13 protein-coding genes are annotated in these 12998 nt (G+C 34.2%); 5 read left to right on the forward strand and 8 right to left on the reverse strand.

From position 1 onward, the window contains the following. Positions 1-8: 8 nt before the first annotated feature. Together BUE24_RS06830 and BUE24_RS06835 are read right to left on the reverse strand one after the other, a co-directional pair. Positions 9-875 (reverse strand): hydroxymethylglutaryl-CoA lyase, encoded by an 867-nt coding sequence (locus BUE24_RS06830; protein ID WP_073315223.1) that lies wholly within the window; start codon positions 873-875, stop codon positions 9-11. A gap of 499 nt (positions 876-1374) precedes the next feature. Continuing rightward, positions 1375-3111, reverse strand: coding sequence for an AraC family transcriptional regulator (locus BUE24_RS06835; protein ID WP_073315224.1), 1737 nt, complete (start codon positions 3109-3111; stop codon positions 1375-1377). A 388-nt stretch (positions 3112-3499) separates the two neighbouring features. Between BUE24_RS06835 and BUE24_RS23900 the strand changes: the two genes are divergently transcribed. Further along, positions 3500-3652: a hypothetical protein gene (locus BUE24_RS23900; RefSeq protein WP_170864566.1), complete on the forward strand. Its 153-nt coding sequence runs from the start codon at positions 3500-3502 to the stop codon at positions 3650-3652. Positions 3653-3768: 116 nt separating this feature from the next. Beyond that, a complete protein-coding gene (locus BUE24_RS06840; RefSeq protein ID WP_073315225.1) occupies positions 3769-4398 on the forward strand; it encodes a hypothetical protein in 630 nt (209 codons plus the stop codon). A gap of 74 nt (positions 4399-4472) precedes the next feature. On the opposite strand, the gene BUE24_RS06845 is transcribed toward BUE24_RS06840, so the two are convergent. Together BUE24_RS06845 and BUE24_RS06850 are read right to left on the reverse strand one after the other, a co-directional pair. Further along, on the reverse strand, positions 4473-5105 hold the full coding sequence (locus tag BUE24_RS06845; RefSeq protein ID WP_073315226.1) for a LysE family translocator: 633 nt from the start codon (positions 5103-5105) through the stop codon (positions 4473-4475). A gap of 1 nt (position 5106) precedes the next feature. After that, on the reverse strand, positions 5107-6132 hold the full coding sequence (locus BUE24_RS06850; protein WP_073315227.1) for a quinone-dependent dihydroorotate dehydrogenase: 1026 nt from the start codon (positions 6130-6132) through the stop codon (positions 5107-5109). A gap of 92 nt (positions 6133-6224) precedes the next feature. On the opposite strand from BUE24_RS06850, the gene pepT reads away from it, so the two are divergent. Beyond that, the gene (pepT, locus tag BUE24_RS06855; protein ID WP_073315228.1) at positions 6225-7469 is read left to right on the forward strand and encodes a peptidase T; all 1245 of its coding nucleotides are present in this window, start codon (positions 6225-6227) and stop codon (positions 7467-7469) included. 87 nt (positions 7470-7556) lie between these two features. On the opposite strand, the gene yajC is transcribed toward pepT, so the two are convergent. From yajC to BUE24_RS06875, 4 genes are all read right to left on the reverse strand, one after another. Then, positions 7557-7850, reverse strand: coding sequence for a preprotein translocase subunit YajC (gene yajC, locus BUE24_RS06860; RefSeq protein ID WP_073315229.1), 294 nt, complete (start codon positions 7848-7850; stop codon positions 7557-7559). 1 nt (position 7851) lies between these two features. Then, the gene (locus tag BUE24_RS06865) at positions 7852-8331 is read right to left on the reverse strand and encodes a DUF1573 domain-containing protein (RefSeq protein ID WP_073315230.1); all 480 of its coding nucleotides are present in this window, start codon (positions 8329-8331) and stop codon (positions 7852-7854) included. A 50-nt stretch (positions 8332-8381) separates the two neighbouring features. After that, a complete protein-coding gene (gene nusB / locus BUE24_RS06870; protein WP_073315231.1) occupies positions 8382-9326 on the reverse strand; it encodes a transcription antitermination factor NusB in 945 nt (314 codons plus the stop codon). Positions 9327-9465: 139 nt separating this feature from the next. Then, positions 9466-10566 (reverse strand): Glu/Leu/Phe/Val family dehydrogenase, encoded by a 1101-nt coding sequence (locus BUE24_RS06875; RefSeq protein WP_073315232.1) that lies wholly within the window; start codon positions 10564-10566, stop codon positions 9466-9468. A gap of 141 nt (positions 10567-10707) precedes the next feature. On the opposite strand from BUE24_RS06875, the gene BUE24_RS06880 reads away from it, so the two are divergent. Beyond that, entirely contained in the window at positions 10708-12465 is a 1758-nt protein-coding gene (locus tag BUE24_RS06880; protein ID WP_073315233.1) for an ABC transporter ATP-binding protein, read from the forward strand. A 79-nt stretch (positions 12466-12544) separates the two neighbouring features. Then, positions 12545-12928, forward strand: a complete 384-nt coding sequence (locus tag BUE24_RS06885; protein ID WP_073315234.1) for a PUR family DNA/RNA-binding protein — start codon at positions 12545-12547, stop codon at positions 12926-12928. Positions 12929-12998 lie beyond the last annotated feature (70 nt).

Consider the following 12998-nt stretch of genomic DNA (forward strand, 5'->3'; position numbering starts at 1 on the left):
TTTGTTGTTTAGTGATATACCGAAAATATTTTGGACGCCTCATTATGCGAGGACTCAAAACTTAGTGTTCTAATATTTGTATCCGCTTGAACTGTGGTAAAATAAGAAATCATACGTTCTGTAGGCATATTTCCTGTTAATTCATCCTTAGCCATAGGACATCCCCCAAAACCTTGTATCGCACCATCAAATCTTCTACAACCTGCTTTGTAAGCCGCATCTACTTTTTCGTGCCAAGTCGTTGGTGTAGTATGTAAGTGCGCACCAAATTCGATATCGGGATACTTAGGGATCAAGTTTGAATAGAGATAATCGATAATTTCTGGAGTGGATGTGCCCACAGTATCCGATAATGAAAGTATTTTTACCCCCATCTTGTTTAATTTCTCTGTCCATTCCCCGACAATATCTACATTCCAGGGATCCCCATAAGGATTACCAAACCCCATAGAGAGATAAGCAACCACTTCTTTGTTGGCATTACCTGCAATATCCAAAATGGCCTTAAGTGTTTCTACAGACTCTGCAATGGTCTTATGTGTATTACGCATCTGAAAATTTTCTGAAATCGAGAATGGATATCCCAAATAATCAATGGCCTCATGTTGTACAGCATCATTTGCCCCACGCACATTGGCAATAATGGCTAACAACTTACTTTCTGTATGAGACAAGTCTAATCGGGATAGTACTTCTGCAGTATCTACCATTTGTGGAATAGCCTTTGGCGAAACAAAACTTCCGAAATCTATAGTATCAAAACCACATCTCAATAAAGATTGAATGTATTGTACTTTTTTTTCGGTTGGGATAAATTCTTTAATGCCCTGCATTGCATCTCTAGGACATTCAATAATTTTTACTTTTTCGGCCATTTTAGCAGATCAAAATAGAAAATATTCAGTTACGCCTATAAAAGTATGATTATTTTTCAGAATTAAAAGAATCACTAATATTCTTAGGAAAATTTTATGCATCCACTATTTCCAACTGCTTGACTTCATAAAAAAGCACTCAATTTGAATCAAGTGCTTTTATAATTATCCTAATCGGTACATCACAGTAACATGATTTTTATCTTCTTATACCTGTGGTTCATCTTGATGATCTATGCAAAAAAAAGTACATGCTATATGATTAGATGTACTATTAGGTCCACGACCTCCCTGTACGTAAGAAAGGTTCGTAATTTGTGCAATTTTCATCTTTTTTAAATTAATACTACTTTTTTTTTCATTTCTTTTCATTGTGACTGAGTTTTAAGGATTGATTACCTAAATGTATAGTTTTTCCCTTGTATTCAAAGGCTTAGTCAATCGTTAACTGTCTGGTTTCCGGAAATCCGACTCTTAAAAAAAAGTAAATCATCCATAGTTAAGCCGGCACCTCCAGTTCATCCTCATACTCTGTTATTCGTTTAATAAAGTAAGAAGGGTACAACCCAGTTTTTTTATGGAAATATTTTGAAAATGCTTCTGTAGTATTAAACCCGATCTCACTAGAAATCGCTTTAATAGTATAGTTCCTAAACTTTTTATTCGTTTTTAACTCCTCTATCAAATATTCAACCCTCAAGTCATTAATATAATTCGTAAAGTTTTTCTCTTTATAAATGTTTACAATTCTAGAAACGTACTTACTGTTGGTTTTAAATTGTGTTGCCAAACTATTAGTGGTAATGTTGGGCTCTAGAAACTCTTTGTTTGCTTCAAACTTCTCAATTTTAGCCAAAATATCTGTTTTAATCTCTTCTGCTATTTTCAATTTTTTGATCTCTTCTGTTTTGGCATTTATTACAGACTCTTTCGCCATTTTTTCCCTTCTTCGATTTTGTTCTTTCATCAAAGCATTAAATCGTTGGGCGTATAATTTTCTTTTTTGAAATTGATAGTAAAACAAAATAGTCACCCCAAAAACAATACCCACCAAGATCCATATATAAAGCTTGAAATTCGAATTCTTAGTGTAAACCACTTCAATCAATTTTTCTTTTTCAGCCAAGAGTTTAGCAGTATCGTATTGTTTCACTAGCTTTTCATTGACCTGCGTATTGTTCTTACGCATAATGCTATCAAATTTTAAAAGTCGATCTACATAAAACAACTGATTTTCGAAATCCTGTTCAGCCTTGTAATTATTAATCAGAAACAAATATCCCTCTCTTACTTCGGGAACTATAAATTGAGTATAATTAAAGACAGAATCTATACGCTTGTAAAAGAAGATGGATTCTTCATGATCTACTAACGATTCTTTTATTTTACCCAAATAATAGTAGGCTTTGACCAGAAATGCTTTATCCTCTATCTTTTTGAGATAAGGTAAGGTTACTATTAAGGTTTTCTCAGCATTTAAATATTCTTTTTTACAATAAAAATTAACTCCTTGATTAAGAAGTAATTGATAATACAAATTCTCGTCATAATAATTTAGAGAAGAAAAAGTTCGAGCGATATAATAATCAGACGAATCTATTTTATTGTTTTTAGTATATGATTCTGTAAGATGCACCATGATATCTAAATAATCGATAGTATCTCTTATTCCTCTTTTTTCTTCATACTCTCTGCTTTTTCTAAAGATTTGCAAAGCCTCCTGATGCTTCCCCAATTCACTTTTTATGAGTCCTATATTATATTCTACCATATATTGAAAGCTTTCATTCTTACTTTTTTTAGCATAGTCCAAAGCTTTCAAATAATTATCCAATGCATTTTCGTAATCCCATTTTTCTAAATAAAAATTACCTTTTGAAGAATATGGAAATGCAGGATAAAGTGTATGTACCAGATTTTTGGATAAGGATATGGACTTATTTAAAAACTCAAGTTTTAAGGAATCATTTTCTTCATAAAAGTAAACCCGAGCATAAATCTCCGCCATTTTAAGGCTATCATTTGCCTGAACAGCCTTTGCCAAACACGTTTTTAAGTAAGGAATAGCTTTTGCGGTATCTTCATAACTACCCCAGAACTTTTTCAAAACCTCTTCATAAGAAAATGGCTTAAGGGAATCAGGTACCACAAAGTGTTCATCAAGAGATTGAGAAAATGTAAGATTCGAGCACCACAAAAGAACTAAAAGCCGTGCTATTCGTGCTATTTTATTCATTAGGTTTTAAGAATGTATAACACCACCAAATGTTTACATAACCATATACTACATTCAATTAGGCGAATCTGCAACGAAAACAAAAAACATTTGGTAGTAAATGTGATTGATTGATGTGTAGTAAATATACCATTTTAAAATGGTATCATCTCCAAAGACCACCTGTATTTCTATAGGTTTTATCTATAAATTTCTAAGAAAAACCATAAGGTCTGATTTCCGGAAATCCTACTCCCTATTCTGGAAACCAGACTTTAAACCCTTGTTTTTAAGACATATACACTTTTAAATTTGAATATACTTCAATCATAAATTTCAAATCATTTTAAATCAAGGAGGAATCTGAAAATCCTAAAAACAGAGTAAGAACATAATTAATTTATACCACATGAACCACAATCAAATTTTAAACATCGAAGGAATACAAGTATTACAAAGAGAACAAACTAAAACAATTAAAGGAGGAGCCGAGGATAATATGGTCTGTGACTGGGTAGGTAGCGAATATATCTGTTTTGATGTCATTGACGTCGTTGCCTAACCAAGGATGGAGCACTGCTTTACCTCAGGTTCAAAGCAGTGTTTCTTAGGCCTTCTTATTGGTGATTTCACAATTTAAAACAATCAATTTTATACAAATCTTAAAATAAAACTTTTATGAAAACTCAAAATCTAAAACTACGTTACCTTTTTGTACTTTCGATCCTTTTTGCCTTGTTCTTTACTGTTTCTTGTGAGAAAGAGGAAGACACTTTTGAACCACCTGTAGAAGCAGTAGAAACCACAGAAAACTTAGACGACACTGGTAAAATTTATCCTCTCCTGGATCGTCCAGACTTTAGACCTCCCAACATTCCGCAACCACCAGCATTTGATGCGCATTGTGTTGTGAGATTGGCATACTTATCTTACCTAAGAAGATGTCCAGAAAATGCACAAGTCGTTAATGGTTGGATTCAGGTTCTTTTAACTCAAGGGTTTGATGATCTAGCCAAAGGGTTTATCACGTCTAACGAAGCAAGCGTGAAATGGAACTCGCAGTACCACAGTTATCTTTCAAGAAATAACCTAAACAGTGTAGAAGTTCATAAGTTTATTTATATCGCTTACCGAGGATTATTACTTAGAGAACCGGATGTAAACGGAGGAAAAGGCTGGACAAATGTCTTTTATGACAGAGGAATAAGAGCTGTAGCTAACGGAATTGGAAACTCTGCAGAATTTAGACGTAGGTTAAACAATATACAAACCGAATGTAATAACGCTGCAAATCAGTGCACCTATTAATTTTATTTTCCAAACCTAGATTAAAAAAGTGTAAGCCTTCTACTTATAGAGGGCTTACATTAATTGGTCTATTATCATTTTTCAGAAAAAAGAACAAAAACCCCTATCCCTATAAAAACGATAATTTGTAACCATTTAAGAACAACTCCTACCCTTGCATTTTTCTTAAGATACTCTGAAATAGCTCCCGCCAGTATGGCGATTAATCCAAACACCACAAATGACACCAGAATAAACAACAGTCCCAACACATAAAACTGCACCACAGTACTTAATTCTTGACTAAATAAAAACCCGGGAAAGAAAGCTAAAAAAAAGATGGAAACTTTTGGGTTTAAAAGGTTCATTATAAACCCTTGCTTAAATAATTGCAATGGATTCTTTTTGGGCACACCAACTTCTGATAACTGAATGGAAGATTCACTCCTGAACACTTTATACGCCAAAAAGAACAGATAAAACGCCCCAAACAATTTGATAATAAAAAAAAGTGTTTCGCTTTGTTTTATGATCACCGATACCCCAAACGCTAATAGAGAAGTATGTATGATACAGCCAGTCATCAGTCCAGCCACTACAGAGAGGCCATATTTTTTCCCATTTGCCATACTTTGCATCAAGACAAAGATATTATCTGGACCTGGCGAAATGGATAAAGCAGCCGTTGCTAAAACAAAAGTGTATAGGATTTCATAATTAACATCCATACTATCCGTTTTTCAATAACGCTTTATTGATGCGTTTGATCAGTTTGGGACCTTCATAGATAAATCCAGTATATAGTTGCACCAGGCTTGCTCCAGCCTCTAATTTTTCAAGAGCATCATCTACAGTATGTATACCCCCCACACCGATTATAGGAAATGCTTTATTGCTTTCTTCAGACAAGAATCGGATAACTTCTGTAGATCTATTGGTAAGGGGTTTACCACTAAGTCCCCCTTTTTCGTTTGCCAATGTAAGATTGGATTGTAATCCTTTTCTGGAGATTGTAGTATTTGTTGCAATAACACCTGCTATTTTTGTCGTCTTCACGATATCAATAATATCAAACAATTGATCATTGGTAAGATCTGGAGCTATTTTCAACAAGATTGGTTTTGGAGAAGGCTTTTTTAAGTTTTTCTCCTGTAAGGTATTCAAAAGTTGTGTTAGCGGTTCCTTATCTTGCAAAGCTCTAAGATTAGGTGTATTGGGTGAACTTACATTTACCACAAAATAATCTACATGATCAAATAGAGCATCAAAACAAATGATATAGTCGTCGGTTGCATTTTCGTTTGGCGTTACCTTATTCTTTCCGATGTTCCCTCCTATCAGGACTCCTTTGTTTTTCTTTAAACGTTTTACAGCATCTTCTACGCCGCCATTATTGAAACCCATTCGGTTGATAATTGCGCTATCCTTTTTAAGACGAAACAATCTTTTTTTAGGATTTCCTCCTTGAGGTTTTGGTGTTAACGTACCAATTTCTACAAACCCAAAACCAAAATCATGAAGCTCATTAAACAGTTTCGCATCCTTGTCAAATCCTGCTGCCAGACCTACTGGATTTTTAAACTTCAATCCAAAAACTTCTCTTTCCAATTTGGAATCATTCACATGATACATACTTCTAGTTACAGAAGAAAAAAGAGGAAGCGCAGACAAAAATTTGATCATTCTAAATGTAAAATGATGTACTTTTTCTGGGTCAAAATTAAAAAGTATAGGACGTATTAATAATTTATACATTGGTATCTGGATTTGCTTGGCAAAAATAAGTTATACAAGGTTCTAATAAAAGTGTATTTTTGAATTCTTCAGTATACAACATTTTAAGTTTTATGATTTCTAAAAAACACATCACAGATCGCTTTATAAGTTACGTTACTATTGACACCGAAAGTGACCCAGCTAGCCAAACTACTCCCAGCACAAAAAAACAATGGGATCTGGCCAACAAGCTAGTAGAAGAATTGAAAGCAATAGGCCTTAGCGATGTCACCATAGACGAGAATGCATATATCATGGCCACACTTCCTTCGAATATCGATCAAGAAGTACCTACCATTGGTTTCATCTCTCACTTTGATACTAGTCCTGATTTTACAGGAGCTAACGTAAAACCGCAAATTGTAGAAAACTACGATGGAAAAGACATTATCCTAAGCGAAGCAGAGAATATCGTTTTATCTCCTGATTATTTTGAAGATTTACAACAGTACAAGGGACAAACCTTAATTACAACAGACGGTACTACACTTCTTGGAGCAGATGACAAGGCTGGGATTACGGAAATTGTTACTGCAATGGAATACTTGATTCAACATCCTGAAATCAAACATGGAAAAATACGAATCGGATTCACGCCAGATGAAGAAATAGGAAGAGGCGCACATAAATTTGATGTACCAAAGTTTGGAGCCGATTGGGCATATACTATGGACGGTAGTCAAATAGGAGAATTAGAATATGAAAACTTTAATGCTGCTGGTGCTGTAGTTACGGTAAAAGGAAAGATAGTTCATCCTGGTTATGCCAAAGGAAAAATGATCAACAGCATGTATATTGCTCAGGATTATATCGACGCATTACCCAAAAAAGAAACCCCCGAACATACTAGTGGTCGGGAAGGTTTCTATCATTTACACACCATAAAAGGTGATGTTGAAGAAACCAAACTGTACTATATCATTAGAGATCATGATAAAGAAAAGTTTGAAGAAAGAAAGGCTTTTATGCTTCAAATGGCCCAAACGATCAACTCAAAATATAATAACGAGCCTATTACTATTGACATCAATGATCAATATTATAACATGCGAGAAAAAGTTGAACCTGTAATGCATATTGTAGATATTGCAGAGGAAGCTATGAAATCTCTAAACATCACCCCTCTTATCAAACCCATTAGAGGAGGAACAGATGGGTCACAGCTTAGTTTTAAAGGCCTACCTTGTCCTAATATCTTTGCTGGAGGACATAATTTTCATGGACGATATGAGTATGTTCCTGTAGAGAGTATGATTAAAGCAGTTGAAGTAATTGTAAGAATAGCTGAATTAACGGCTAGCAAAAAAGTGAAGTAACATATTACTTCTCTAGATAATAAAACATAAAAAAGCGCGATAGAATTAGTTATAATTTTATCGCGCTTTTAACAAGTAGGCTAGTTATTACTTCTTTTCTGTAGCCGGCATGTTTAATTTCTGACTCATCTCCAAAGAGATTGCCGATTTATCAAACGTTAATTTACCAGCTCCTGTTTCAATAATAACAGCATTGTTTTTTTCACTAAAGTCGAAAACTTTACCATGAAGACCGCTTTTTGTTACTACACGATCTCCTTTTTTTAAGTCTTCAGCAAATTTCTTTTCCTTTTTTGCCTTTTGCATTTGTGGACGTATCATAAAAAAATACATCACCACAAAAATCAGTATAAAAGGAAGAAATGATTGTATTTGTTCCATATTAGTTTCCTGCTGGTGCTCCTCCAGCTGGCTTAGCCTTTGGATTTACCAATGCCTTAATCTTAAGAATTTCTTTTCCAGCTTCTGTATTAGCAGTAATAGTTACCTGCTTAGTTTGCTGATTTGGTTTTCCGTTTGAGTTAAACTTCACCAACATTTCACCTTCCGCTCCAGGTGCAATTGGCTCTTTTGGCCACTCTGGTACAGTACATCCACAGCTTCCTTTTGCACTTACAATTACTAAAGGAGCTTTTCCTGTATTTGTAAATTTAAAAGTGTGCTCTACTACATCTCCTTCGTTGATCGTACCGAAATCAAATTCAGTTTCAGCAAATGTCATTACAGGAAAATCAGTATTCTTCGCATCTCTTTCTGCCGCTATTTCAACATTTTCTTCTTTAACTTTTTTTGTTGCATCCTCTTTACAAGACACCATCGTCATAGCAAAGATTCCGGCTAAAATTAAGATTCCTTTTTTCATTACTTGGGTTTTTAATTAATTTGAGGGTTAAAAATACATTTTTTTTTGAACTACATAAGTCCCCTACCAACTTTATTTAGTTTACCGTTCTTCTGATACTCTTTTGATAATTTATCCAGAATACCATTGATAAAAATACTACTTTTAGGAGTACTATATTCTTTTGCAATCTCTAAATATTCGTTAATTGTTACTTTTACAGGGATTGACGGGAACTTTACAAACTCGCAAATCGCCATTTTTATAATAGCTTTATCCAATTCTGCTATTCGATCCTGATCCCAGTTTGGTGTCTTACCATCGATCTCTTTGTTAAATGTATCGCCGTTAAGAACTGTTTTTCTAAAAATATCGATAGCAAACTTTTTGTCATCCTCATCTTTATATAACTCTGGTAAAGATTTTTGTTCATCATGAGATGCCTTGGCCTTACGTAACATCTTTACGATTGCAGTGTTTACCAAGGGTAAATCATCTACCCAGGTTAATCTTTTATCTTCAAAATAATCATATAGTTTCTCGTTGGGAGCAATTACTTCTTTAAAGATATCCAGAACAAACTCTTTGTCTTCCTTAAAAGAACTTAGTTTGGTACTCATATAATCAGCATATATTTCACTCTCTTTTATAGCCTCCCATAAAAGCGTTACGTATTCACTATCGAGTTCCCAACAGTTCATTTTCTTTCTTTCAATTTTTTCCTTAAGCTCTACATTGTTTTCTAACCATGTAAGCACCTCATTATCGATAAACTTGGTGTTGGGATTTTTTTCTTCAGAAGTAGCGAGGTACTTTTTTTGGCTTTTGGTCAAAAATTCGGCAGCGTGCTTCTTAATTTCTACAAGGAGTTGCAGATTTATAAGAAACAAATCGTACATCTGATCAATACTAAATAGCAGGAATTTTTCTTCTTTATCAAGGTTATCACTTTGGGTCTGCCCTACCGTATAGAGCGACTGCATGACTTTTACTCTAATATGTCTTCTGGTTAACATAGAATAATTACAAAGAACTTTATACAAAAAAAAACGGGCGAAAGTATACTTAACTTTCGCCCTGCAAAAATACTATTATTTTTAATCTAACTACTTTAAATTTCTTTTTTCTGTAGCTAAATTTTAAATTTTAAAAATTCTACAATTGCTCTTTTTTTCTTACTGCAATACGATCTTCAGCAATGCTCATAGCCGACGCATTTGCAGTGATATTCATCGCTTTTGATTTATTCAAAATATCCAGAGTAGTATTGTAAATATTCTCAGTCTTGGATTTGATCTCTTCTCTACCATAACCTTCGATCTCTGCATATACATTAATGATACCTCCTGCATTGATCAAGAAATCTGGAGCATACACTATTCCTTTCTTTTGAAGTAAAGGACCATGAATATTCTCATTGGCCAACTGATTATTTGCAGCACCTGCAATTACTTTTACCTTTAACTTATTAATGGTATCATCATTTACAGTAGCACCAAGTGCACACGGAGCGTAAATATCTGCAGTTTCTGCATATAAGTCTTCTCCTCTATAAATCTCTGCACCATACTTCTTACTTACCTCCTGTAATCTTTCTTCATTAATATCTGCGATAATTACTTTAGCATCTTCTTCTGCAGCCAGTCTCACTAATTCTTCACCAACATGACCAATTCCTTGTACCAAAATTCGTTTCCCTGCCAATGCATCATTACCATAAGCAAATTTGGTTGCTGCTTTCATACCCATATATACTCCATAAGCTGTTACGGGAGAAGGGTTACCTGCCCCACCTTTGGCTTCAGAAATACCAGTTACATAAGGAGTAACTTCTCTTACCGTATCCATATCAGAAGTTTCCATACCTACATCTTCGGCAGTGTAATATTTCCCTCCCAAGGTATGCACAAACTTACCAAAACGAGTCATTAATTCTGGGGTCTTGATTTTCTTTGGATCTCCTATAATAACAGCTTTTCCACCACCAAGATTCAACCCAGTAATTGCTGCTTTATAGGTCATCCCTCTAGATAACCTTAATACATCATTAAGAGCGTCCCACTCTGATGCATAGTCATACATACGAGTTCCTCCTAATGCCGGTCCTAAAATTGTGTTATGCACACCAATTATTGCCTTCAATCCTGTATCTTTGTCTTGACAAAAAACAACTTGTTCGTGATTGTCAAAAGATAGTTGTCCAAATACGGGCGCTTCTTTTTTTAATTGATTTGCTGTCAGCACTTCGGTTATCATTTATTAAAAATTTAAATGGTTATAAATTATATAATATTCAAAATCAGAGTGCTAAAATAATGCATTTTTATGAAATTAAAATTTTTAGCTGTTAAATTTTACGAATTCTTTAATAATTAACCCCTTGCAAAAAGATCTTACATGCGCGCATTACGCCATTTGAACAAATACTTTTTAAAGTATAAATACCGACTTTTAATTGGTTTAGTAATTACCGTAATTGCTAGAATTTTCTCGACTTTAGTTCCTACAATTGTGGGAGATTCTGTAGATATTGTAGAGAAATACATTAATAACGACGTCACGGATATTTCACAAGTAAAAAACGGACTCATTATTAATATACTTCTCATTTTGGGAGCAGTTCTAATTTCTGCACTATTCACCTTTTTAATGCGCCAAACCTTTATTGTCGTTTCCAGATTTATAGAATTTGATTTGAAAAATGAAGTTTTTCAGCATTATGAAAGATTATCCCTTAATTTCTATAAAAAAAACAGGACGGGTGATCTGATGAATCGAATAAGCGAGGATGTTTCAAAGGTAAGAATGTATGTTGGACCTGCTATCATGTATAGTGTAAACACCATAACTCTATTTGTCGTGGTTATTGGATATATGATAAGTATTGCACCAGAACTCACATTATATACCGTTGCTCCTCTACCCATACTATCAGTCTCTATCTACAAATTAAGCGTAGCTATACATAATCGTAGTACCGTTGTACAAGAGTTCTTATCAAAATTGACCACCTTTACTCAAGAGTCATTTAGTGGTATTACGGTTATAAAAGCGTATGGTATTGAACCGCAAACCAATCAAAATTTCACTGAATTATCGAGTACAAGTAAATCCAAAAACTTGGATCTTGCCAAAGTACAGGCACTATTCTTCCCTTTGATGGTCTTACTTATAGGATTCAGTAATATTTTGGTGATTTATATTGGAGGGAAACAATATCTTGACGGAACGATACAAGAAATAGGAGTCATTGTACAATTTATACTTTATGTAAATATGCTTACCTGGCCGGTAGCTACGGTTGGATGGGTAAGTTCTATAGTACAACAAGCAGAGGCCTCTCAGGTAAGAATCAATGAATTTTTGAGCCAAGAACCTGAGATTGTAAATACAGTAACCCAAAAAACTCCTATCCAGGGGAATATTAAATTCAAAGATGTTAGTTTTATTTATGATGACACGAATATTACTGCGTTAAAAAGCATTAGTTTTGAAATCAACAAAGGCGAAACTATTGGTATTATCGGTAAAACAGGTTCTGGAAAATCCACTATTTTGGATCTACTGGGAAGACTTTACGATGTCTCTTCTGGAGTAATCGAAATAGATGGTAGATCTATAACAGACACCAACCTATTTGATCTCAGAAATCATATAGGTTATGTACCACAAGATGCTTTTTTATTTAGTGATTCTATCAAAAACAATATTAAATTCGGAAAAGAAGACGCCACCGATGAAGAAGTATATCAAGCAGCAAAGAACGCCGTAGTACACAAAAACATTGTTGGTTTTACCAATGGGTATGATACTATTTTGGGTGAGCGTGGAATTACATTATCCGGAGGACAAAAACAAAGAGTATCGATTGCAAGAGCCATTATTAAAGACCCATCAATACTTTTATTTGACGATTGTCTGTCGGCAGTAGATACAGAGACTGAAGAGGAAATCATGTCTAATCTAGGGAAGATTTCTAAGGACAAAACCACATTTATAGTGAGTCATCGTGTATCTACTACTAAAAACGCTGATAAAATCATAGTCATAGACGACGGACAGATTACCCAGCAAGGCACTCATAATCAGCTAATCACAGAAGATGGATACTATAAAGAATTGTACTTAAAACAGCTCGATGAAAAAGAAATTTAAGCTTTTTTTTGTGCGATTAACAATTTTTTTAGATTTTTGAAACCATCATAGTATATTAATTAATTAAGAAATACGGATTATGAATGACAATGAAATGATGGAGAAAGAAGAAATTTTCTCAAAAGTTTTAAGAGCAGGAAGAAGAACATATTTCTTTGATGTTAGGGCTACCAAAGCAGGGGATTACTATCTAACTATAACAGAAAGTAAAAAGTTCACTAACGACGACGGATCTTTTCACTACAAGAAACACAAGATCTATCTTTACAAAGAAGATTTCGCTGGATTTACTGAAATCCTAAATGAGATGACTAATTTCATTGTTGATGAAAAAGGTGAAGAAGTAATCAGCGAAAGACATCAAAAAGACTATCAAAAATCATACGAAAAAACAGCTGTAGGCACCGAAGAAGTTAGCGCTTCTACTGAAAGTTTTACAGACGTAAGTTTTGACGACATATAAGACGTAGCCGTACAGGTTAAGTTAAAGTTATGCAAACCGCTTCATTCTCTGAAGCGGTTTTTTTTATATT

It is taken from the genome of Aquimarina spongiae (assembly GCF_900141785.1).
GTDB lineage: Bacteria > Bacteroidota > Bacteroidia > Flavobacteriales > Flavobacteriaceae > Aquimarina > Aquimarina spongiae.

Excerpts from the sequence above, each read along its gene's own strand:
- BUE24_RS06865 (WP_073315230.1), bottom strand. The coding sequence starts at position 8,331 with ATGAAAAAAGGAATCTTAATTTTAGCCGGAATCTTTGCTATGACGATG.
- yajC (WP_073315229.1), bottom strand. The coding sequence starts at position 7,850 with ATGGAACAAATACAATCATTTCTTCCTTTTATACTGATTTTTGTGGTG.
- BUE24_RS06885 (WP_073315234.1), top strand. The coding sequence starts at position 12,545 with ATGAATGACAATGAAATGATGGAGAAAGAAGAAATTTTCTCAAAAGTT.
- BUE24_RS06875 (WP_073315232.1), bottom strand. The coding sequence starts at position 10,566 with ATGATAACCGAAGTGCTGACAGCAAATCAATTAAAAAAAGAAGCGCCC.
- BUE24_RS06835 (WP_073315224.1), bottom strand. The coding sequence starts at position 3,111 with ATGAATAAAATAGCACGAATAGCACGGCTTTTAGTTCTTTTGTGGTGC.
- BUE24_RS06845 (WP_073315226.1), bottom strand. The coding sequence starts at position 5,105 with ATGGATGTTAATTATGAAATCCTATACACTTTTGTTTTAGCAACGGCT.
- pepT (WP_073315228.1), top strand. The coding sequence starts at position 6,225 with ATGATTTCTAAAAAACACATCACAGATCGCTTTATAAGTTACGTTACT.
- BUE24_RS23900 (WP_170864566.1), top strand. The coding sequence starts at position 3,500 with ATGAACCACAATCAAATTTTAAACATCGAAGGAATACAAGTATTACAA.
- BUE24_RS06840 (WP_073315225.1), top strand. The coding sequence starts at position 3,769 with ATGAAAACTCAAAATCTAAAACTACGTTACCTTTTTGTACTTTCGATC.
- BUE24_RS06880 (WP_073315233.1), top strand. The coding sequence starts at position 10,708 with ATGCGCGCATTACGCCATTTGAACAAATACTTTTTAAAGTATAAATAC.
- BUE24_RS06850 (WP_073315227.1), bottom strand. The coding sequence starts at position 6,132 with ATGTATAAATTATTAATACGTCCTATACTTTTTAATTTTGACCCAGAA.
- nusB (WP_073315231.1), bottom strand. The coding sequence starts at position 9,326 with ATGTTAACCAGAAGACATATTAGAGTAAAAGTCATGCAGTCGCTCTAT.
- BUE24_RS06830 (WP_073315223.1), bottom strand. The coding sequence starts at position 875 with ATGGCCGAAAAAGTAAAAATTATTGAATGTCCTAGAGATGCAATGCAG.